Genomic DNA, 22,963 nt, shown 5'->3' with positions numbered 1-22,963 from the left:
ATAAACACCGGTCCAATCTGCTGGAAAAGACTGGTTCAAAAAACACGGCCAACCTCGTCATTTACGCGTTGAAGCATAAGCTCGTGGAATTCTGATTCTCTGGTGATTTCTTTTACTTTACGCTGTTGCCTTTTCGCTATTTGCCGTTCGCCATTCACAATTGGCTTTACGCTCTACGCTCTACGCTGGAACACTGGAACTCTGGAACACTGGAACTCTGGAACTCTGGAACTCCTAATTGTATATTCTATGTTTTTTGCTTCTGCTTAACTACCCATTGCCACAATTATTGTATATCATTTATATAAAAACTACGTATTTATACGTATCGTCTTTTTACTACCCCATTTTACGCCTTTCCCTTAATTGACAGGAACACCAACCTGCCCTACATTTGTTTGGAATTTATTTAGGCATTTTTTCATCAAACATGCTTCATCAGCCAAATTAGAAGCTCTGATTATTTAGAAACATTCCATATTGATCATGGAAAATCTTTATGAGAGACTGCAAAAGGATGTACGTTTTGTCGAAGGACTCAAAGCCTGCATCAATTGCGGTACCTGCACAGCCATTTGTCCCGCTGCAGCTTTTTACAATTACGACCCCCGCAAAATAGCCATGATGGTTCAGCGCAAAGATGAACAGGAGCTGGAAGAGCTTCTGAAAAGCGACACCATCTGGTATTGCGGTGAATGCATGTCGTGCAAAACACGCTGTCCGCGCGGCAATACTCCCGGGCTCATCATTGCTGCCCTTCGCGGATTATCGCAGGACCTGGGGTATTTCATTGAATCAGAAAAAGGCCGTCAACAACTGGCTATTAAGAGAACCGTTGGCGACTGGTCGGTGAACTATGGCTATTGCCTTTATCTTGAAGGAGTTGGAACCGATCTTCATCCCGAACAAGGGCCTGTATGGGACTGGATACAAAAAAACTGGAATGAAGTTTATAAACGGATAGGGGCCAATTATCAGGGAGACGGACCAGGTGCCCTTCGAAAAATTCCCGAAGAAACCCTGAACGAAATCAAGCGCATCTTCGATGTTACCGGTGCAACAGAACGCTTCGAAAAAGTAGAAAAACTCTCGGCAAAGAAGGCGGCAGAATTGAAAATGGACATAGGAGAAGGCCGTACCAGTGAGTATTTCCTGCATGTATACAATACCAACAACAACAAACACTACCGATCATGAAAATTGAAGGGAAAAGAGCCCTGTGGAAAGATTACCAGAAAGCCATTGCCGACGACCATTATTTTTATGTACGTTCCTGTGTGCGGCAAACCTTTTTTCCCGGAGCGGAAAAGGCGTTCATTGAAATCATGAAAAATCGGCTGGGAAAAGACCTTTATGAGGAACCGATTCACACTACCTGTACGGGCATTGCCTATCATTCCGATATAGTTCCCCTGGAAACCACCATGACGGTTGTGGCCCGTCAGTTTGCCCTTATGACGGAAACCGGTTACGAGAACCTGGCAGTATCATGCGTAACATCGTTTGGGGTGTATTCCGAAGTACTTGAAACCTGGCATCATTTTCCGGAAACCGAAGAAAAAACGAGGGAGATGTTATGGAAAGCCACCCGCAGGGAATTCAAAAAGCCTGCCAATGTGGCTCATGCCAGCGATATTATATACAAATTCCGCGATCAGATCGCTGCCCAGGCTGTATATCCGCTGATAAACCGGAAAACCGGCAAACCTCTCCGTGTTGTGGAACATATTGGCTGCCACTATGCCAAAATGTTCCCGCATAAAGGCGTTGGAGGCGCCGAATACCCCTATGTTCTGGTGGGTATGATAGAATCCTGGGGCGGTGAAGTGGTGGACTACCCCGAACGCCGCCATTGCTGCGGATTCGGATTCAGGCAGTATCTCATTCAGGCTAACAGGGGGTACACTTTTTCCAACACCAAAAAGAAATTCGATTCCATGGCCCCTTACAAGCCTGATATGATCATTACCAACTGCCCAGGTTGCCCTTTGTTTCTTGACCGAGGCCAGTATGCCATTGCGGAACTGGAAGGTATTACTTACGGAGAAAATGGTTACGGAATACCTGTTTTTACGTTTGAAGAAGTGGCCGGGCTCGTTTTAGGCTATGACCCATGGGATCTTGGCCTGCAGTTTCATCAGGTTGCCGTGGAGCCATTGCTCGACAAAATGGGTATCCCCTACGATCCGGCCATGAAATATGCAGGGCCGGGCGGAAAGTTCATCGGAAGCCCTGAATTGCCGGAAACACTTAAATGCTGACATACTTCTTATGCATACCCGAAAACACATCGTTGTAATAGGAGGAGGAGTGGCCGGAATGGAATCAGCCATTCATCTGTGCGATATGGGCTACGAAGTTACGCTGGTCGAAAAACAAGACCAGCTGGGCGGTCATGTTCTTAAATGGGATTTTCTGTTCCCTGACCATCGTCCGGCATATGAAATAACCAATGAACTATGCCCGGCTGTTGAAGAAAAAGCGAACATAAAACTTCAGACAGAAGTAAAAAATATTGTCAAACAAAACGGGCACTTCGAGGTAGCCCTGTCTGACGGAGAAATCCTGACCGCCGATGCCCTTCTGGTTGCCACTGGTTTTGACCTCTTTGATGCACATAAGAAGGAAGAATACGGCTACGGTATTTACGATAATGTAATTACGGCCGCAGAACTGGAAGAACGTTTTCAGAACAAAATTCCCATCCGCACAGCTGCCGGAAAAAAACCTGCGCGTGTTGGTTTTGTCCATTGTGTCGGTTCCCGGGATGAAAAAGTCGGAAACGAATATTGCTCCAAGGTCTGCTGTGTAACGGCCGTAAAACAGGCTATGCGTGTCAAGGAAAGCCTTCCCGGCTGCGAAGTGTTTTGTTTTTACATGGATCTCCGGATGTTCGGCCGGTATTTTGAAGATCTCTACCGCGAGGCCCAGGAAAAGTGGGGCGTACAGTTTATCCGCGGACGTCTTTCAGAAGCGGCCGAAGATATAGACCATCGGATTATTGTCAAGCTGGAAGACACCCTGGCCGGACGTCCTCTGCGCATGGCCGTTGATCTGCTCGTCCTGCTTACCGGTTTTGTTCCCTCCGAAGGGACAAAACGAATGGCAGCCATGCTGAACCTGCCTCTGGGGAATGACCGTTTCATAAAGCCATCCGACGAGCATCTGCGGCGTAACCTCACCCCTGTGCCGGGGGTATTCGTCACCGGGGCTTCATCAGGCCCCCGCAGCATTTCTGAATCAATAAGCGATGCACGGGCAGCAGCCCTTGAAATTGCCGCCTGGTTTAATCATCAAACCCAACATGCAGTAAAATGAACTGGCAATTTGCTTTACATCCCGATCACACCATCAACCTGGACCACAACAACAGGTCCCTGGCACAATGGCTGGAGGAAAAAGAACCAACGTCGCGGATATGCATGGCGTGCGGTTCCTGCGGAGGAACCTGCACCGCAGGCCAGTTTGAACCAATCAGCTTCCGCCATATTCTGCTTATGGTCCGGCGCGGTGAAACCGAATCGGTCCGCTCTGAACTGACCAAATGCATGTATTGCGGCAAATGCACCCTTGTTTGCCCCCGGGGTGTTAATACACGGCATATCCTTGACCTTCTTCGTACCATGTTAATCAACTGATTATGGGTTTCGATCTGTTTGTTATACCGTTTACTGCCGGACTTGCTTTTCTTCTGGTCTGGTTCTTTTACAAAACCGCCGTATGGCTTTATCACCTCAGCCGTGTTGACCGGATCCTGTTAAAAAGAGGTATCTTTTCGGGTAAAACCATCCGGTCAGTTAAGGAAGTTATTCTGGAAAGCCTGCTCCACAGAAAGATCTTCCGTACCAATCCCCTGCTCGGGTATATGCATATGAGCCTCGCCTTCGGATGGTTTCTTCTGATCGTTGCCGGCAATGTGGAAGCAATGATTTACAGGCCAGCGGCCATTCACCCTCCATATTATCCGATTTTTTTCCGCTTTTTCGAGCCTGAGGCAGCCGGATTTCCGGGAGAAAAGGCTTTCGAATTCATCATGGATTTTTTGTTGCTGTTCATTCTCAGCGGAGTAGCGCTCGCCCTGTTTAAAAGAATTCGTTCCCGCGCCCTCGGGATGAAAAAAACAACCCGTTTGCTCTGGTACGACCGTCTGGCACTATACTCCCTCTGGTGCATTTTCCCTTTCCGGCTGCTTGCCGAAAGCGTTACATCCGGAATTTACCAGACAGGGGGTGTTATCACAGGGTCTCTGGGGAATTTCCTGAGCGGACTGATCCCACTGCAATCGTTCGAATATCCCGCATGGTGGGCTTATTCTCTTGCCCTTGGGTTGTTTTTTGTTGCTCTGCCTTTCAGCCGGTATATGCATATTCCCACCGAAGTTGTTCTGATCTTTTTAAGGAACTACGGAATCCGCACCCGAAATGCCTATTCATCCTTTTCCGAAATCGAAGTGTATTCCTGCTCCCGTTGCGGCATCTGCATCGATCCGTGTCCTATGTCGGCAGCTGCCGGAATACAGAACATCCAGAGCGTTTATATGATCCGGAATATCCGTTATCATACCCCCGACGAAGATGTACTTGATAACTGTCTGATGTGCGGCCGGTGCAACATTGCATGTCCTGTAGGGATTATCACAACTGACCTTCGTGCAATTGCCCGCACGGAAGAGCATTTTCCCGTAAACCCGCAACGGAATATCGCCGCAAAACCCACACCGCACCACGAAGTGATTTATTTTGCCGGCTGTATGGGTCAGCTCACGCCCGCCGTCACACAGTCAATGGAAGCCATTATGCAGCAGGCCGGAGAGGATTATTTCTTCCTCGACAAGGAAGAAAGTATCTGCTGCGGCAGGCCCCTTGCATTAGCCGGCCGCATTGCCGAAGCGAAGCAACTTATGGAAATAAACAGGGACAAAATACTTTCCTCCGGAGCCCGCATCCTGGTTACTTCCTGCCCCATTTGCTACAAAGTGTTCCGGGAAGAATACCACCTGCCGATAACGGTTATGCACCATACCCAATACCTGTACCGTCTGCTGATGCAGGGACGAATCCGCCTGCGGAGCCGGAACATTTCGCTCGCCTACCACGATCCCTGCGAACTGGGCCGAGGAAGCGGAATATACGAAGAACCCCGTCAGGTATTGAAGCACGCAGGCATTCTTACCCCTACCGCCTCAGAAAAGGAAAAAAGCATCTGCTGCGGCGGAAGCCTGGGAAATACAGTCCTCGGACAGAAAAAACGCCGCGAAATTACGAAATACAGCCTGGAAAACCTTACCATCAACAATCCCGATACCATTGTTACATCCTGTCCCCTCTGCAAGAAAACCTTTGCACAAAGTTCCGACCGACCGGTACGCGACATTGCCGAAGTAGTTAAATCGGCCTTGTTCAGAGATAATGACAATTCCAGACTATCTGAAAACCTTATGATTCCGGCCGAGGAATTTTTATTCTGACGGCAAGGACATTTTCGGGAGAAATTCTATCTTGCAGGAAAATTTACTTCATGCGGCGTAAGGATAAAATGATCACTGACAATTCCTTAATCGAATACATTCTCAATTCTTCCCCCGTCTGCCGGCTCGGATTTGTCGACGGGGAATACGCCTACATCGTTCCTGTTAATTACGCGCACTCCGATGGTTACCTTTACATCCACTCCGCCCGAACAGGGAAAAAGATTGAGCTGATAGAAAAAAATCCGAAAGTCAGCTTTGAAATCGAAGATGTTTCTGAAATCATTCCTGCTGATAAACCATGCGGATGGACCACAAAATACCGGTCAGTAATGGGAACCGGCACCATACGAATCGAACAGGATCTTCCGATGAAGAAAAAAGGCCTTGACCTGATTATGGCAAAATATGGTGCACCGCAGCCATATAGTTACGACGAAAAGAATCTTGACCGGATGGTAATTCTGGTAGTGAAAATAGAAACAGTTTCCGGAAAACAGTCCGGCATATTTCTTTAAATAACCGGAAAAACAGTAACGACAGCTATTTTAATTCAGCTTGCAGGGGAAAAGCCATTTTGCCAGCTTCTTCCTTCATATAATCAATAAATCCTTCCCGCGAGGCAAAACGTTTATCAGACACTTCCCAGCACGCATAGAAACGAAAGGTCACAGGTCGGTTGTTTTCTGCCAGGATCTTTGCATAATAGGTTGAAACAACATCATGGCCTGCTTCTGGCGCCCTGTTCCATCCGAGATAGGCATCGCGCGGAACGATCAAACCGAGGCCCAGATATTCCCCGTTAAATGCCTGTTTGTCATAGGTTGCCAGGATAATATACTTCGGATTATCCTGCATCACATAAAGAGTATCGCTGTGCAGTTTTACAATCCCGGCGACCAGAGTGTCTCTTCCCGAATTTTTCAGCTTTACTGTGCTTTCATAGCTGTAGGTTCCGCCCCAGATTGTAATGGTATGGTACAAATCATACTTCGCTTCACCTACCTTCCAGTCTTCGCATGATAAAACAAAGCGCGAACGCAACGGGCCTTCCGTTATCAAACGGTATTTGCCCCTGGAAGGAATCCCTCCGCGGACCAGAGTATCAGCATGCAAAAGAGCAATTGCCCCTGCACCAAGTGAATTTCCCACTTTCAGTATGTCCATCCCCCAGGGTCCCATGGAATGATAATCATCGCCCCTTCCGATAAAATCAAGAACCATACTGTCAACCACCTTGCCAAAAATATCCATTCCGTTGCGCTCATCCAGGTAGTTCCGGAAAGCAACCCTGTCGTTTTCCCAGCCGGGACCCTCGAGCTGGTAAACGGTGGAAGTAACTTTGGTATCAGTACCTTTTATGCGTTCCGCCTCGTTCAGCTCCTCATATTTCTTGAACATTTCAATAATCTTCGCCATCCGCACATTGGTTCTCGGGCGGAAAAGGGGAAGTTCCCTTACCGGCATCAACCTGTATTCCGACGTACTGGAAGCAGGAACATTACCGAAAAAAAGGCATTCATCCCATGCACCATCACCATCGGTATCGTCACATTGTGAGGGGATTGTATCCTTACCCTGAAGAACCAGAATCTGTTCTCCTTTCAGTGAAGCATGAAACCAGCGTTCAAGCGTCTGACGCTGAATGATGACAGGCTCATCCGTCCGGTTAACGGGCAGAGTATTTACCACTTCAATTGTCCGTTCTTTGGGTTTGCATGCACTCAGAAGAACGAGTAAAAGAATAACCAGATATTTCATTTCATTGGGTTTTATAGTTAATGCACGCATATTTGATTTTCGTTTCACATTATTGGCTGAGTTTTCCCTGAGCAACATAAATATTTTCGATGCATCCGGCCATTTAATAGTCGCCTAATACGATTCCGAATAGGCTTTTCCGATGGTAGCCAGGATGCCTCCGTCAACATAAATGACCTGCCCGGTAATGAAATCAGAAGCCGGTGAAGCGAGAAAAATAGCCGCCCCAGCCAGATCGTCCGGCACGCCCCACCTACCTGCCGGAGTACGGTGAATAATGAACTCATTGAAAGGATGTCCGTTCACCCGTATAGGAGCAGTTTGTTCGGTTGCAAAATAACCCGGACCGATTCCGTTTACCTGGATATTGTACTTTGCCCATTCGGTTGCAAGATTTTTGGTCAGCATTTTCAGCCCACCCTTGGCTGCGGCATAGGCGCTGACCGTACTGCGACCCATTTCACTCATCATGGAACACATATTGATAATTTTACCGCCTGAATTCCTTGCAACCATTCGTTTGGCAACCTGTTTTGACACAATAAACGGCCCCGTCAGGTCCACTTTCAGAACCTGTTCGTAATCTTCCACAGACATTTCCAGTGCCGGAATTCTCTTAATAATCCCGGCGTTGTTCACCAGAATATCAACAGGTCCATGATCCCTTTCAATGGAATCAAGCATATCCATTACCGATTGTTCCCGTGTAACGTCGGCAACATAGGAGAGCACATCCACTCCTTCGGCAGCATACTGCTTAACAGCGTGATCAAGCTTCTCACGGCTCAGATCATTGATTACGAGCCTTGCACCGGCACCTGCCAGAGCCTTTCCAATAGCCATGCCCAGTCCGTGGGTTCCGCCAGTAACCAGGGCTGTTTTTCCTTTCAGTGAAAACAATTCCATGTAATTCATCATAACAAAATTGATTTTAAGTGGTATGACACAACCCAGATGTTTGAAAAATTTTTATAGGTGCTTATGTTGGCAAAACATGTGGGTTTCATCACCGTATGTTTTTAAGGTTTCACTAACGCAACCGGTCGGGAGTTACTGTATCCATATCACCGTAGTCAAGATTTTCTCCGGCCATACCCCATATGAACGAATAATTGCCGGTGCCCGCGGCCGAATGAATCGACCATTGCGGAGAAAGCACAGCTTCTTCATTGGCCATCCAGATGTGACGGGTTTCCGTGGGCTCGCCCATGAAATGACAAACCGCCTGGCCCCCGGGTACTTCAAAGTAAAAATAGGCTTCCATACGCCGTGCATGGGTATGCGGAGGCATGGTATTCCATACACTGCCCGGCTGAAGTTCCGTCAATCCCATCTGCAACTGACAGGTTTTTACTATACTGTTCACTATGAGCTTATTTAACCGCCTGAAATTGGAAGTTTCCGGTGCACCGAGTTCGGCAACTTCGGCATCAGCCCGTGTTATCAGCTTGTCGGGATACGAAGTATGCGCTGGTGCGGAATTGAAATAGAATCGGGCCGGCCGCGAGGAATGCCGGCTTTCAAAAACCACATTCCTTGCGCCTGCTCCCAGGTACAAGGCTTCCTTGAATCCAAGCGCATATTCCTTACCGTCGGTTTTAACAACACCCTCTTCCCCGACATTGATGATTCCGATTTCCCTTCGGCTAAGAAAAAAAGGAGCTTTCAGCGCATCAACCGGCTCGAGCAGCAAAGGGGAGGAAACCGGCAGAACCCCGCCGATGATAAACCGGTCGTACATCGAATAGACCATTTTGATTTTGTCGCGCACAAAAAGGCCCGGAACAAGAAATTCCTTCCGAAGGCGCTCTGTATCATACCCTTTGAAATCAGCCGGATGAACGGCATAACGGATTTCGTATTCAATATTCATAACCTGACGATTTTATTGATGAGGTTTTGTTTGCTTCTTATTTGCCTTGCACACCATGCGGCTTGATGACTCCCTGATATGCAGTTCGGAAGGAATGACTATTTTACGAACATCCTGTCCGGAATATTTTCCCTGTACCCTCTCCAGAAGCAGGGAAGCAGCTTTTTTCCCCATCTCGAATCCGTGCTGCTCAACAGAAGTCATACCCGGTGTAATAAGGGAGGTAAAAGGCTCATTGGCAAAACCGGTTATACACATCCGGCCTGGAACTTCAACACCATACTCCTTGCACCACAGCAGGGCACCCAGGGCAGAATAATCACCTGATGAAACAATGGCATCCGGCTTTATCCTCTGGCTCCAGAGAAATTTCATTGCCCTGTACCCGGTTTCCTTTGTCAGAACATTGTCCAGCATCCAATCTGTATTGATTTTCAGCCGGTATTGGTTCATGGCGGCCAGAAAACCGTTTGATCGCTCCCGGTAGATATTGATATGGTTCGGGCCGGCGAAATGAGCCAAATTGCGGCAACCGGAGCGGATAAGATGTTCGGTGACCTGAAACGCCGCCTCAAAATCATCAATCACTACCGAGTCGGCATGCACTTCCTCAGGTACTCGGTCAAAAAAAACCAGAGGCACTTCCTGCTCAATCAGCCTTTGTATATGCTGGTAGTCTCTTGTCTGCAACGAAACCGAAATCAGAAGGCCCTCCACTACTCCCTTCCCCATTTTTTCGGTAAGGTGCACTTCCCGTTCAACCTTCTCATACGACTGCCCTATCAGGATGTGATAACCCTGCGTCCCAGCCTCTTCCTCAATGCCCCTGATTACGCGGGCAAAGAAATGGCGGTCAACCTGGGGAACAATAACGCCCAGAATGTTGCGCTGGCCTTTGCGCAGGTTGACTGCCATCTCATCCGGACGATAATTCATTTCCCTGGCTGTCTGCTGAACCTTACGGCGCATTTCCTGGCTTATCCGCGGATGATTCTGAAGAGCACGCGAAACGGTCGAAGCAGTCGTATTCAGCTTCCGGGCTATATCGTGTATAGTAACCCTTTTTTTCATTGATTAACCCTTGCCAAAGTTAGTTTTTTTTCTAATTTTGTGCAATCGATTGTTCAATACAAAAATTATGACCGATTTTCCCCGTATTCAGGTGTATCAAAAAATGCTGGAGGCTGGTGTTATCCCGATTTTCTACCATCCTGATGCCGGCACCTGCAAAGCCGTTATAAAAACCTGCTACGATGCAGGTTTGCGCATATTTGAATTCACCAACCGCGGAAGCCATGCCCATGAACTCTTTTCCGATCTCCACCGGTTTGCTGTAAAGGAATTACCGGGCATGATTCTTGGTACCGGTTCAGTGATCGATGCCCAGACAGCCGTTTTGTATATGCAGTTGGGTTCCAACTTCATTGTGTCGCCATTGCTCGACGAAGACACGGCCAGGGCATGCAACCGGAGAAAAGTGGCCTGGATTCCCGGCACAGGGTCGGTGACCGAAATTTCGAAAGCCGAAGAGCTGGGCGCTGAGATTATTAAAGTTTTCCCCGGAGGGGCTGTAGGCGGACCAAAATTCATTGCCGCCGTCAGAGGCCCCATGCCATGGGTCAGCCTTATGCCCACCAGCGGAGTTGAACCAACCGAAGAAAACATTAAAGCCTGGTTTCAGAGCGGAGCGGTTTGCATTGGCCTCGGCACGCAGCTTTTTACAAAAGAAATTATTGAAAAAAAGGACTGGCCAACATTAAAAGAAAAGATAATCCGTACTGTTGAAATAGTTAAAAAATACAAATAATAGACTTCCCATGAATTCCAATGGATCCCTTCAGGAGCGCATCGGAAATTACCGCTGGACAATTTGTGCCCTCATTTTTTTTGCCACTACGGTAAACTATCTCGACCGTCAGGTCATAGGGATCTTAAAACCCCTGCTCAAGACCGACCTTGGAATCGGGGAAGCAGAATACGGATACATCGTCACGGCCTTTCAGATGGCTTACGCGGCTGGGATGATACTGGCCGGACGGGTAATTGATAAAATCGGAACAAAAATCGGATATGCACTTTCACTGATTTTTTGGAGTATTGCTGCCATGGCACACGCCCTGGCAAAGGGTCCTGTCGGATTTGGTGCAGCCCGCGCCTTTCTGGGAATCAGCGAAGCAGGCAACTTCCCTGCTGCCATAAAAACGGTAGCCGAATGGTTTCCTAAAAAGGAACGTGCCCTGGCCACAGGAATTTTTAACAGCGGAACCAACATAGGCGCCGTTATAGCTCCGATTGTGGTACCATGGCTTGCCTCCAAATGGGGCTGGCAAATGGCATTTATAGCCACCGGTGCCATTGGATTTATCTGGCTGATTTTCTGGTTTATTTTTTATGAGGTTCCTGAAAAACAAAAGCGGCTTTCGTCGGCAGAACTTGCCTATATCAAATCAGACCAGGAATCGGAGGATAAAACCAGCATTCCCTGGCTCACTTTGCTGAAATACCGGCAAACATGGGCTTTTGTTGTAGGAAAATTCCTTACTGATCCTATCTGGTGGTTTTATCTTTTCTGGATTCCCGGCTGGCTGCATGATGTCCGGGGGCTAAACATTAAATCTTTCGGGCTTCCCCTTGTGGTTATCTATACAGCAACTACCGTTGGAAGCATTTTCGGAGGGTGGCTCTCTTCGTTCATGATCTCCAGAGGTGTAGCGGTTTACAAAAGCCGTCGCCGGGCCATGCTGTTATTTGCCCTTCTCGTTATCCCTATTGTTTTCACTCAAACCAGGGGCATCACGTTGTGGAGCGCCATTGTACTCATTTCTCTTGCCGCGGCGTGTCATCAGGCCTGGTCGGCCAACATTTTCACTACCGTCTCAGACATGTTTCCCAGGAATGCCGTGGCCTCAGTAACGGGAATCGGAGGCATGGCCGGTGCAGTTGGCGGAATGCTTGTCGCAATATTGGCAGGAAACATACTGGAATTCTGGGAAAAACAGGGTAGCATCCAGACAGGATATCTCACCCTGTTTATTATTGCAGGAACGGCCTATCTTATCGCCTGGATTCTCTTCAACCTCATAGCTAAAAATATGGAGCCTGTTGTTCTGGATAATAACGAGTCTTAACGGAACCGGTATGCCGCTTTTTCCATATCAGTCTGCGATCTGAACGGAACGGGAGGCTGAAGATAACGTCCAAGAAACACATAAATCCTGTACCTTATTTCTCTTCCTTCTTTTGTATCCATGCGATCGAATGAATGACCGCCGGGGATATTCTGAAAAATCTCATATTCGAATTTCTTGTTGTACGCTTTAAGGGCATTGATCAGGTTTTCCACCTCCAGAACGTTTACATCTTCATCATTGGTATTCGTATGAATCAGCAAAGGAGTTTTCAGCTTTTCAGCATTCCATACAGGTGACCTGCGTCGGTACTCCTGCACATCCTCCCCTGCGGTTTTACCGATATGATAATCGGCTGAAAAAAGCGCCCTGTATTCATCATCCTTGTATCCCATTCTGGCCACAAGGTCGCTGACAGGAACCCCGGCGAAGGCAACAGCATAATGTTCAGGATACCGGAAAATGTTCATGAGCGCAATAAGCCCCCCATGACTCCATCCAACAATTCCCACCCGGTTTTTATCAACAATTGAATAATTGTCAATCATATACTGCCGGCTTGCATCCACATCTTCCACTTCCAGGCCTCCGTAATCAATTTTACGCCAGAAATCCGCGCCATATCCCGTACTTCCCCTGTATTCGGCAGCAACCACAATATACTGCTGGGCCATCAACTCCCGGATTATATGGGTGTGATAGGTAGTAAAATCAGCATGTACTCCTCCGTGCGGAAGTACTATCAGCGGATATTTTTTTGCAGGATCAACTGACCTGGGAATAAAAACGTAACACCAGAATTTCACCGGATTCCCGGCTCCCTCAGCTGTCGGGTTTTTCTCATGAGCCGGAGGAGGTCCGGTAATATACACCTTATCGATATAGGCAACATCGCCAACCCTGTCGTACCAGAGAATATCATCCATCGTCTTCTGCAAAACATCCAGCTGGTGACCAAGCATCTCAAACTGCTGTTCCAGCATACTTTTTTCAGTTGGCTCTTTTGTTTGGGCATTGGCTGTATGGAACAACACAACCCATATAATAAAAGAAATTACAATATGCCTGGTTTTCATATCCATGCTTTTTGAAAAAATACTACAAACAAATTTACCCACAATTTTCAAAGGAATGATATCTTTACAGCCAATTATGCCCAGGAACAAACGGATCGGTTTTATTCCGGATCAGATCTATCCTGTGTACATCAGGAAATCTTTTTCTGCCTGGTTCAGGCAAACATTCAGAGCATTACGATCACGCAACTACAAATTGTTTTTCGGAGGGCAAAGCATATCCCTCATTGGTACCTGGATGCAGCAGATTGCCTTAAGCTGGCTTGTATACCGGCTTACCGATTCAGTGTTTCTTCTCGGACTGGTAGGGTTCAGTACCCAGATTCCGGCTCTTCTGGTTACACCTGTGGCCGGCATTCTGATTGACCGGTACAGTTCGCGGAATATTCTGATTATCACCCAGATTTTATCAATGATTCAGGCACTTCTGCTCTGGCTGCTGATTTTCACAAACCAGATTGACATCTGGCAAATTCTTGTTCTGAGTTTTTTCCTGGGAACCGTCAACGCATTCGATGCACCTACCCGCCAGTCATTTGTTGTAGAGATGATTGAAAAAAGGGAAGATCTGGTGAACGCCATTGCTCTGAATTCGGCCATGTTCAATTCAGCCCGTTTGATTGGCCCCGCCATTGGAGGTGTGGTGATTGCCCTCGTTGGGGAAGGCAATTGTTTTTTGCTGAACGGAATCAGCTACCTGGCGGTTATTGCTGCACTTGTAGCGATGCGTCTTCCTGAACTGCCAAAAAAATCCGGCCGGCCGCATCCTTTTGCCGAGCTGATTGAGGGATTCAGATACACATTTGGCCAGCTTCCGTTCCGCACCATTCTGTTAATTATTGCATTAATTAATTTTGTCGGCGTATCCTATTCGGTAATGCTTCCGGCCCTGGCTCGTGACATTTTGCATGGGGGAGCTCATACGCTTGGATTCCTTATGGGTATGACGGGAGCAGGAGCCCTGACAGGCGCCCTGTTTCTCGCCTCACGGAAAAACACCCTGAGCCTTCTGAAATATATGCCGGTATCTATGGGCCTTTTTCTTGCCAATCTGGTAGTTCTGGCCCTCTCGCGCAACCTTTGGCTGGATGCAACCGCCTTATTTTTGGGTGGAATGGGAATGATGCTGACTATGGGCAGTGGAAACACCCTCATTCAGTCTATGTCGGATGACCGGATGCGGGGCAGGGTAATGAGCTTTTATGCCATGTCGTTCCTGGGTATCGGCCCCTTCGGAAGCCTCCTGGCAGGCACCTTATCGCAAAAGGCCGGACTTCCCTTCACTCTTCTCGCCGGAGCCGGACTCACCCTGGCCGGGCTGATGCTTTTTCTCCTCTACCTGCCAAAAATTCATTTTCAGGTCATCAGAAAACTCCGGAAAAAGCCAGCTAATGCTTAGGATGCCGGAACAATGGATGGGGTTTTGCATTAATTTTCACGCAGCAGGTTTTCAGTCCGCCGGTATAGTTCAAAGCACATTCTGCCGTTGTGGTATGGGCATTTCCAGAAACCGGCCTTATCATAAGTACTGATAGGTTCTCCCTGAGGGTTCAGCCGGTAATACCATTCTCCTCCATGCAGGTCAAGAAAATAGGAGGTTATAAACCGTGCAAGCCCGGTTGCCGCCCGGAGAAACTGATTATTGCCCGATACTTCCCATGCGTTCAGAAAACCAACTACTCCCTCAGCCTGAGCCCACCATTCCATTTCTCCTTTGTTGAAAGGTTCTTTCCTTTCAGTTTCATGGCACAAGCCGCCGAGCGAATTGATTCCGGGCAGAACAGCTGTCGCCATCCTCACCGCATTATCCTTTGAAAGATTTATCAGGGAGTCGTCCTGCAATGCTTCTGCCGCTTCCTGAACCAGCCAGCTGCCTTCAATATCATGTCCATAGGAAATGGTCTCCGATTTACTGTTCCAGAATTCATCAAAGAAAAGCCGGAAATGATGATCGGTTGGATCAATGATACGGTCAAAAAATATCCCGATCAGATTTTTCAGCCGCTCACCGAGCTCCTTTTCTTTATGGATTTTGTACAGGTTGGCATATCCTTCCAGAACGTGCAGATGGGTATTCATTGTCTTTTTTTCGTTCATATCAAGGTTGCTCAGCCGTAGATCTTCAACAGCCCCCCATTCCCTGCTGAAAGCCTCAATATATCCATTGTTCTGCTGATCAAAGGCATATTTTTCAATCAATTCAAACAAATTTAACGACCGTTCCAGCGCTTCCCGGCTGCCGGTAATCAGAAAATATTCAGCCATGGCATAAATAACAAAAGCCTGGGCATAAATCTGCTTTTTTGTTTGCGCAGGCCTTCCGGCAGCATCAATTGCCCAATAATATCCTCCATACTTTTCATCGAAGAATTGTGAACAGATCGAATCATAAGCCCTTTGAGCAAGTTCAAGGCATCTCTCATCATGCCACAACCGATAACCGGCAGAGAAGGTCCATAGTATTCTTGCGTTGAGAACCAGTCCTTTTTCGGCCGTATGATCAATAGCGTTATGAAAGTCAATCCTTCCGAAAAAGCCGCCGTTCTTCCTGTCGGGCATCATCGAATACCAGAATGGAAGAATATCGTCAGAAAACTCCTGCAGGGCAAATTTTCTTAAATACCTTATTTCGGAACGCTGAATATCAGATAACGTATCCATGTTTTTTCTGGTTATTTAAACAAAGATACATGTTCTGAGCAAAAGAAGATGAACCGGGTGATATTATTGCCTGCCAGTTCACTGCAATCCCATAGACAGGATTCCCGTTAATTCCTCCTGAAAAGATTTTCAGATTGTTTTTGGGTATCTCCAAAATTTACTGTATCTTCGGTCATTCTCTGCACGTTTATTAAATGGCTAAAGCAGTTGCTTCATATAAACTGAACCGTTATCGCCATACGGTTCTTCTGGTTTTATACCTGCTGCTCTCATGGCCAATCAGCAAAGCCCATGGACAATATGCTGTTCCCCGTTTTTCAAGGTTATCCACCGAAGATGGCCTTTCCCAGACTACCATTACCAGCATTGCCCAGGATACAACAGGCTTCATGTGGTTCGGAACATGGGACGGCCTCAACCGGTATGACGGATATACCTTTACTGTATTCCGCCCATCCCCGCACGACAGTACATCCATCAGCAACAATTCCATCCGGGCGATCTTTGTTGATTCCCGGGGAAGAGTCTGGGTCGGCACTGATCATGGCCTGAACCTGTACCACCCCGACAAGGAAATATTTACCCGCATATTTCATACACCGGATGAACCGGGTTCTTTAAGTTCTGACGCTATCCGCTGCATATATGAAGATGCAAAAAAAAGAATCTGGATCGGCACGAGGGGAGGAGGAATCAATTGCCTTGACAACGATTCATTGCGGTTTTCCTCCTTTATAAGCACGAAAAAGGGCAACACCATCCCACTTGAAAATTTTGTTTATTGCCTTGAAACCGACCGAAGCCAGGATGGTAATTCTCTTCTTGCCGGAACAGATGGAGGGCTTTACCGTCTCAACATCTCCTCCGGCAACTATTCGCAGGTCAATCTGCCATCCCTTCGTATCAGCAGCGCCGTTATGGCAATTGCCTATGAGTCGGATAGTGTTTTGTGGATAGCAACCTGGGACCAGGGACTGATACGATGGAACCAGAAAAAGAATACCTGCCGGCAGTTTCTTTTTAATCCGGCCGATCCGGGAAGCCTGCCTTCCAACCTGGTTACCACTCTGGTGTTTACACCCAGCAGGGAATTATGGATCGGTACCCGGGGAGGAGGCCTGGCAATCTGGCAACCGGGCCGAAACAAATTTCAGCGTCTGGTAAACGATCCCGGCAATATCAGCAGTCTTTCTGATAATTCCATATCAAGCGCTTTTGTGAGCCACGACGGCACCGTATGGATCGGTACCCAGATCGGAGGTATCAATAAGTATAACATCCGGCAGCGATTTTTCAAATTGTACCGGAATGAACCGGGAAATCCGAATTCACTCAGCAGCAATATCGTCACATCTGTGTGGCAGGATGCAAAAGGAAACCTCTGGATAGGAACCAGGGAATCGGGTTTGAACAAGCTGAACCTCCGGACAAATGCTTTTGTCCGGTTTAAAGCCTATTCCTCTCCGGCTGAAGGACTTTCGAGCAATGCCATTACCTCCTTCTGGCAGAATCCCTCATCTCCCGAAATTCTCTGGATCGGAACTGACGGAGGAGGTCTGAATCAGATGAATCTCACCTCAGGAAAATTCAGGATTTTCCGGCGCGAAATCAATAATCCATCCTCATTGAGCAACAACTACGTTTACAGCATTACCGGCGATAAATACGGACGCATTTGGATTGGCACCTGGGGTGGTCCTGGTAGCGGAGGACTCGATCTCTTCATCCCATCGACCGGAAAGTTTATCAATTTCCCTCACCGTGACAAAGATTCATCTACCATTAGTTCAAATGCTGTGATGAAAGTATTATGCGATTCAAAAAACACACTATGGGTAGGGACTAAAGGTGGAGGACTGAATAAGATTTTGCTTTACTCACCCGAACGGATCAGAAAAACTCCCGGAACCATTCGTATTTATACACACGACGAAAACAATCCCCACAGTTTGAGCAGCAATGATGTTTACGCCATCTATGAAGACGCCGAAGGAGTCATCTGGGTCGGTACAGGCGAAGGACTTAACCGATACGATCAGGAGAACGACGAATTTGTGCGATTCACCCTTCAGAACGGGCTTCCGAGCAATGTGGTTTACGGAATACTCGACGACCGTCAGGGAAACCTGTGGGTCAGCACGGCTAACGGCATTGCCCGTATAGACAAAACGGGCGACATACGGGTCTATGATAAAAATGACGGACTCCAGGAAAACACGTTCTATCCCGGTGCTTATTTCAAAAGTGCCTCAGGAGAATTATACTTCGGAGGAACCGGAGGATTGACCTATTTTTACCCCGATAGCATAACAGCTGAGCAACAATATCCCAGGGTAATTATCACTTCCGTGCAGGTGTTCAACCGGAAAGGCGTCCGGCAGTCTGAAAATTTTCTTTCGGAAAAATCAGGCACCTCCCGTTATCGTGAGATTACCCTCTCTCCTTCCGATTTCATGGTAACGATTGAATTTGCCGCTCTGGAATACGTTTCCCCCAACAAAATTACTTACCAGTATCAGCTCAAGGGCCTGAGTGATGAATGGATTCAGACTTCAGCATCCAACCGAAGGGCAACCTTCACCAACCTGAAACCGGGGGACTATCAGCTTTCTATCGCTCTGAGCGGAGCTCCTGAGACGGAGGAACACGGCGCCACCTTGATGATTCATGTTTTGCCTCCTTTTTACAATACATGGATTTTCAGACTGGTCATCATCCTCATCATTACCGGCTTGATTACCTGGCTTTTCATTAACCGCATCAGTGCTCTGCGTCGTGAAAAGGCCCAGATTGCCAGAAAGGCCGAAGAAGACCTCTTCGAAGAAAGAAACCAGCTCAGGACACTCATCGACAACATGCCCGATCTTATCTTCATTAAAGACCGTGAAAGCCGATTTATCGTTGCCAACAAAAAGCTGGCCAGGATCATGGGCAACCGCACACCCGAGGAACTGGTCGGTAAAACCGATTTCATTTACTATCCATCCCGTTTGGCCAATAAGTTTTATCAGGATGAACAACAATTGATGCTTACCGGTACCCCGATCATCAACCAGATTGAGCCAGGACTCGACGAAGAAGGCAAACCCGCCTGGATATCCGTAACCAAGGTGCCCTTAAAGAACTCCAAAGGAGAAATTGTTGGTCTGGTAGGAATTGGCCGCGATATTACCCAGCAGAAACTCTCAGAAGAGAAGCTTATTGCTCAGGCGCATCATTTGCAGGAAGTTAATGTTCTCCTTGAGGAACGGCAGGAAGAAGTGCGGCAGCAGGCCGAAGAACTGCAGGCCCAGGCCGATCATCTTACCCAGGTAAACAAGGAACTGGAAAAACTGAATGCCACCAAAGACAAGCTCTTCTCGCTGATTGCCCATGATCTGAAGAATCCTTTCCATGCCATCAGCGGTTTTGCTACCATGTTGTCGCGCAATTTCAGCCAGATGAAAGAAAGGGAAAAACTTGAAATTATTGACTTAATGAACCTTTCGGCTGAAACCGCCTATAACCTTCTTGAGAACCTCCTTCAATGGGCCCGCGCACAAACAAACCGTATCCGATTCGAACCGGAACGGCTCAATCTGGAAGAAGTAACCCACGAAACATTTGAGTTTCTCTCAACCACAGCTCATAAGAAAAGGATTGAACTGCTGACGGAAAATCTGGATCTTCATGTAATTGCCGACAGGAATATGCTCAGCACCATTCTGCGCAACCTCATCAGCAATGCCATCAAGTTCACTCCCGAAAAGGGAAAGGTGACTGTCAGCGCTTCCGAAAAGGACGGAAAAATTGAAGTCAGTGTAACCGATAATGGAATCGGCATGACAGAACAGGTGAAAAACAAACTGTTCCAGCTCGAAGAACTCCATACCTCCCCTGGAACTTCCGGCGAAACAGGAACCGGACTTGGTCTGATTGTTTGCAAGGAATTTGTAGAACGCCAGGGTGGTACCATCCGTGTGGAAAGCGAGCCTATGAAAGGAAGCCGGTTTATTTTCACTCTTCCCAAAGCGGATATATAGCAATTATTGCTATTTTCGTCCAGAAATGCACTATTATTTCTTTAGAAATTTTTATGAAGTTACTTGGTTACGACATTGGAAGCTCGTCGGTTAAAGCAAGCATTGTAGATGCTGAAACAGGCAGGTGCCTGGCCGGAGTGTTCTTTCCGAAAACAGAAATGGAGATTAAAGCAATACGCCCGGGCTGGGCCGAACAACATCCTGACCTCTGGTGGCAAAATCTGGTACTGGCCACCCGCGAAGTTATCGGCCGGGCCGGAATTAATGCTTCTGAAATTAAGGCAATCGGCATCTCCTATCAGATGCACGGACTGGTGATTGTCGATGCAAAAGGAAATGTGCTCCGGCCGTCAATTATCTGGTGCGATAGCCGTGCCGTTTCAATCGGAGATAAAGCATTTAAGGAAATCGGGCCATCGGTCTGCCTGGAAAACCTGCTCAACTCTCCCGGGAATTTTACCGCATCAAAACTGCGCTGGGTCAGGGAAAACGAACCTGACATTTACCGCCAGATTCACAAAATCATGCTGCCCGGGGATTACATTGCCTGGCGCCTCACCGGAAGGATGGTGACAACACCCTCCGGCCTTTCAGAAGGAATTTTATGGGATTTCAGGAAGAACAGCATTTCCAAAGACATTCTTCAGTATTACGAGATTGACGAGTCGCTTATTCCCGAAATTGTTCCCACGTTTTCCATTCAGGGCCAGCTGATACCGGAAGCCGCACAAGAACTTGGCCTGATGCCGGGAACAGCTGTTGCCTACAGAGCAGGCGATCAGCCCAATAATGCCCTCTCATTGAATGTATTAAACCCCGGCGAAATTGCAGCTACTGCAGGCACCTCCGGTGTCGTTTACGGGGTGAGCGAAGAAATTACCTATGACCCTAAAAGCCGGGTCAATACCTTTGCGCATGTTAACCATGCACCGGGCCGCAACCGGCTCGGAGTACTGCTCTGCATCAACGGAACCGGGATTCTGAATTCCTGGATCAGGAAACACGTGCTCGACGGACTAAACTATGAACGAATGAACGATCTGGCTGAAACCATACCTCCCGGATCTGAAGGTTTGCTGGTACTTCCTTTCGGAAATGGCGCCGAAAGAATGCTGGAGAACAAAGACCCCGGGGCAGCCTTTGTCCATCTGAACTTCAATATCCACACCGCATCCCACCTTATCCGCGCAGCCCATGAAGGAATCGTTTTTTCTTTCGCTTACGGTATGGAAATCATGAACCAGGTTGGAATCAGCCCATCCGTTATCCGGGCCGGAAATGCCAATATGTTCCTTAGCCCTGTTTTCAGAAAATCACTGGCCACCCTCACAAACGCTCGGATCGAACTTTACGACACCGACGGTTCCCAGGGGGCCGCGCGGGGAGCAGGCATAGGTGCAGGAATTTACAAAGACTCTGCAGAAGCGTTTAATCATCTGCACAAAATAGGCAGTATTGAACCCGATACCGGCATCCGCCCGGCTCTTGAAGAAGCCTACACACAGTGGAAACAGGCATTGGATAACTATTTAGGATAAACGATCAATTAAATTATAAACCCATGGACTACTTAATCGGAAACAAAGAATTTTTTAAAGGAATAGGAAAAATTCATTACGAAGGGAAAGAATCAAAAAATCCTCTCTCCTTTAAGTTTTATGACGAAAACATGGTAATTGGAGGGAAAACGCTGAAAGAGCATCTCCGCTTTGCCATGGCTTACTGGCATACATTATGCGGAACCGGAGGAGATCCTTTCGGCCCGGGCACAAAGAATTTCCCATGGAATGCTGCTTCCGACCCAATGGTGCGCGCCAGAGAAAAAATGGATGCTGCTTTCGAGTTTATGACCAAAATAGGAATCCCTTTCTGGTGCTTTCACGATTATGACCTTGTGGAAGAGGCCCCCTCTCCGGCCGAATCAGAAAAAAGAGTTTTTTCCATGGTGGAGTATGCCAAAGAAAAACAAAAGGCTTCCGGAATAAAGCTTTTATGGGGTACGGCCAACCTTTTCTCTCACCCCCGCTATATGAACGGGGCTGCCACCAATCCCGATTTTAATGTTCTGCCCTTTGCTGCCTTTCAGGTAAAAAATGCCATCAGTGCAACCATTGAACTTGGAGGAGGAGGGTACGTTTTCTGGGGAGGCCGCGAAGGATATATGTCATTGCTCAATACCAACATGAAACGGGAAATTGACCACCTGGGACGTTTTCTTGCCATGGCCCGCGATTATGGCCGCAAAGCTGGCTTCAAGGGCACCTTCCTGATCGAACCAAAACCCATGGAACCCACCAAACACCAGTACGATTTTGATGCATCTACCGTGATTTCTTTTCTCCGGTATTACGGCCTCGACAAAGACTTCAAACTGAACATCGAAGTGAATCATGCCACCCTGGCCGGCCATACCTTCCAGCATGAACTGCAGGTAGCGGCCGATGCAGGAATGTTCTGCAGTATTGACGCCAACCGGGGTGACTATATGAACGGATGGGATACAGACCAGTTCCCGATTGACCTTTATGAACTCACCGAAGCCATGCTGGTCATACAGGAAGCCGGAGGATTCACCACCGGCGGCATCAATTTCGACGCCAAAACAAGAAGAAATTCCACTGACCTGGAAGACATTTTTATTGCTCATATAGCAGGTATGGATGCCTTTGCCCGTGCTTTCCTTATCGCCCACAATATCCTGGAACACTCCGATTACAGAAAACTCCGTAAAGAACGGTATGCCTCCTTCGACAGCGGAAAAGGCAAACTGTTTGAAGAAGGAAAACTAACCCTCGAAGAATTGAGCAGTCTGGCACTTCATGCCTCTGAACCAGCCCAGATAAGCGGAAAACAGGAATTGTACGAGGCAATTATTAACCAGTTTATTTAGCAGGAGATACTTCAGAAAACTTTTTCCCTCATTTACAACGAAATCTTACCTATCAAAGGGTTGGCATGTGACGTCAACCCTTTTT

18 protein-coding genes are annotated in these 22,963 nt (G+C 47.6%); 12 read left to right on the top strand and 6 right to left on the bottom strand.

What is annotated here, in order from left to right; genetic code table 11:
• The first annotated feature begins 486 nt into the window (after positions 1–486).
• The 6 genes from GX419_00995 to GX419_00970 are packed head-to-tail and all read left to right on the top strand — an operon-like array spanning position 487 to position 5,985.
• Positions 487–1,197 carry a 4Fe-4S dicluster domain-containing protein gene (locus tag GX419_00995; protein ID NLI23268.1) on the top strand — a complete coding sequence of 237 codons (711 nt, stop codon included), beginning with the start codon at positions 487–489 and terminating at the stop codon, positions 1,195–1,197.
• On the top strand, positions 1,194–2,261 hold the full coding sequence (locus GX419_00990; GenBank protein ID NLI23267.1) for a heterodisulfide reductase subunit B: 1,068 nt from the start codon (positions 1,194–1,196) through the stop codon (positions 2,259–2,261). The genes GX419_00995 and GX419_00990 overlap by 4 nt, the downstream gene beginning before the upstream one ends.
• Positions 2,262–2,271: 10 nt before the next feature.
• On the top strand, positions 2,272–3,318 hold the full coding sequence (locus GX419_00985) for a CoB--CoM heterodisulfide reductase iron-sulfur subunit A family protein (GenBank protein ID NLI23266.1): 1,047 nt from the start codon (positions 2,272–2,274) through the stop codon (positions 3,316–3,318).
• Positions 3,315–3,638 (top strand): 4Fe-4S dicluster domain-containing protein, encoded by a 324-nt coding sequence (locus tag GX419_00980; protein ID NLI23265.1) that lies wholly within the window; start codon positions 3,315–3,317, stop codon positions 3,636–3,638. Before GX419_00985 ends, GX419_00980 begins: the two co-directional genes overlap by 4 nt.
• Before the next feature lie 2 nt (positions 3,639–3,640).
• Positions 3,641–5,467 carry a (Fe-S)-binding protein gene (locus GX419_00975; GenBank protein ID NLI23264.1) on the top strand — a complete coding sequence of 609 codons (1,827 nt, stop codon included), beginning with the start codon at positions 3,641–3,643 and terminating at the stop codon, positions 5,465–5,467.
• 50 nt (positions 5,468–5,517) lie between these two features.
• Positions 5,518–5,985: a pyridoxamine 5'-phosphate oxidase family protein gene (locus GX419_00970; protein NLI23263.1), complete on the top strand. Its 468-nt coding sequence runs from the start codon at positions 5,518–5,520 to the stop codon at positions 5,983–5,985.
• A 25-nt stretch (positions 5,986–6,010) separates the two neighbouring features.
• On the opposite strand, the gene GX419_00965 is transcribed toward GX419_00970, so the two are convergent.
• From GX419_00965 to GX419_00950, 4 genes are all read right to left on the bottom strand, one after another.
• Entirely contained in the window at positions 6,011–7,228 is a 1,218-nt protein-coding gene (locus GX419_00965) for a DUF4861 domain-containing protein (GenBank protein NLI23262.1), read from the bottom strand.
• A gap of 114 nt (positions 7,229–7,342) precedes the next feature.
• Complete coding sequence (locus tag GX419_00960) at positions 7,343–8,143, bottom strand: gluconate 5-dehydrogenase (protein ID NLI23261.1); 801 nt, start codon at positions 8,141–8,143, stop codon at positions 7,343–7,345.
• A gap of 115 nt (positions 8,144–8,258) precedes the next feature.
• Positions 8,259–9,101, bottom strand: a complete 843-nt coding sequence (gene kduI / locus GX419_00955; protein ID NLI23260.1) for a 5-dehydro-4-deoxy-D-glucuronate isomerase — start codon at positions 9,099–9,101, stop codon at positions 8,259–8,261.
• A 12-nt stretch (positions 9,102–9,113) separates the two neighbouring features.
• Positions 9,114–10,172, bottom strand: a complete 1,059-nt coding sequence (locus GX419_00950) for a LacI family transcriptional regulator (GenBank protein NLI23259.1) — start codon at positions 10,170–10,172, stop codon at positions 9,114–9,116.
• A gap of 67 nt (positions 10,173–10,239) precedes the next feature.
• Here GX419_00950 and GX419_00945 point away from each other — a divergent pair, with 67 nt between their 5' ends.
• Both GX419_00945 and GX419_00940 read left to right on the top strand, forming a co-directional pair.
• A complete protein-coding gene (locus GX419_00945) occupies positions 10,240–10,908 on the top strand; it encodes a bifunctional 4-hydroxy-2-oxoglutarate aldolase/2-dehydro-3-deoxy-phosphogluconate aldolase (GenBank protein ID NLI23258.1) in 669 nt (222 codons plus the stop codon).
• A 10-nt stretch (positions 10,909–10,918) separates the two neighbouring features.
• Complete coding sequence (locus tag GX419_00940) at positions 10,919–12,229, top strand: MFS transporter (GenBank protein NLI23257.1); 1,311 nt, start codon at positions 10,919–10,921, stop codon at positions 12,227–12,229.
• On the opposite strand, the gene GX419_00935 is transcribed toward GX419_00940, so the two are convergent.
• Complete coding sequence (locus tag GX419_00935; protein NLI23256.1) at positions 12,226–13,305, bottom strand: S9 family peptidase; 1,080 nt, start codon at positions 13,303–13,305, stop codon at positions 12,226–12,228. The genes GX419_00940 and GX419_00935 overlap by 4 nt on opposite strands.
• A 55-nt stretch (positions 13,306–13,360) precedes the next feature.
• On the opposite strand from GX419_00935, the gene GX419_00930 reads away from it, so the two are divergent.
• Positions 13,361–14,704, top strand: a complete 1,344-nt coding sequence (locus GX419_00930) for an MFS transporter (GenBank protein NLI23255.1) — start codon at positions 13,361–13,363, stop codon at positions 14,702–14,704.
• A 29-nt stretch (positions 14,705–14,733) separates the two neighbouring features.
• Here the strand turns inward: GX419_00930 and GX419_00925 are convergent, their stop codons facing one another.
• On the bottom strand, positions 14,734–15,948 hold the full coding sequence (locus GX419_00925; GenBank protein NLI23254.1) for an N-acyl-D-glucosamine 2-epimerase: 1,215 nt from the start codon (positions 15,946–15,948) through the stop codon (positions 14,734–14,736).
• 212 nt (positions 15,949–16,160) lie between these two features.
• Here GX419_00925 and GX419_00920 point away from each other — a divergent pair, with 212 nt between their 5' ends.
• Genes GX419_00920 through xylA form a run of 3 tightly spaced genes read left to right on the top strand, consistent with a single transcriptional unit; the run spans position 16,161 to position 22,878 of the window.
• Positions 16,161–19,988 (top strand): PAS domain-containing protein, encoded by a 3,828-nt coding sequence (locus tag GX419_00920; GenBank protein NLI23253.1) that lies wholly within the window; start codon positions 16,161–16,163, stop codon positions 19,986–19,988.
• Positions 19,989–20,041: 53 nt separating this feature from the next.
• Complete coding sequence (locus GX419_00915; GenBank protein NLI23252.1) at positions 20,042–21,526, top strand: carbohydrate kinase; 1,485 nt, start codon at positions 20,042–20,044, stop codon at positions 21,524–21,526.
• A 23-nt stretch (positions 21,527–21,549) separates the two neighbouring features.
• Positions 21,550–22,878, top strand: coding sequence for a xylose isomerase (xylA, locus tag GX419_00910; GenBank protein ID NLI23251.1), 1,329 nt, complete (start codon positions 21,550–21,552; stop codon positions 22,876–22,878).
• Positions 22,879–22,963 lie beyond the last annotated feature (85 nt).

The sequence above is a fragment of the Bacteroidales bacterium genome (genome assembly GCA_012517825.1).
Lineage (GTDB): Bacteria > Bacteroidota > Bacteroidia > Bacteroidales > JAAYUG01 > JAAYUG01.
This window is presented reverse-complemented; position numbering and strand designations above follow the sequence as displayed.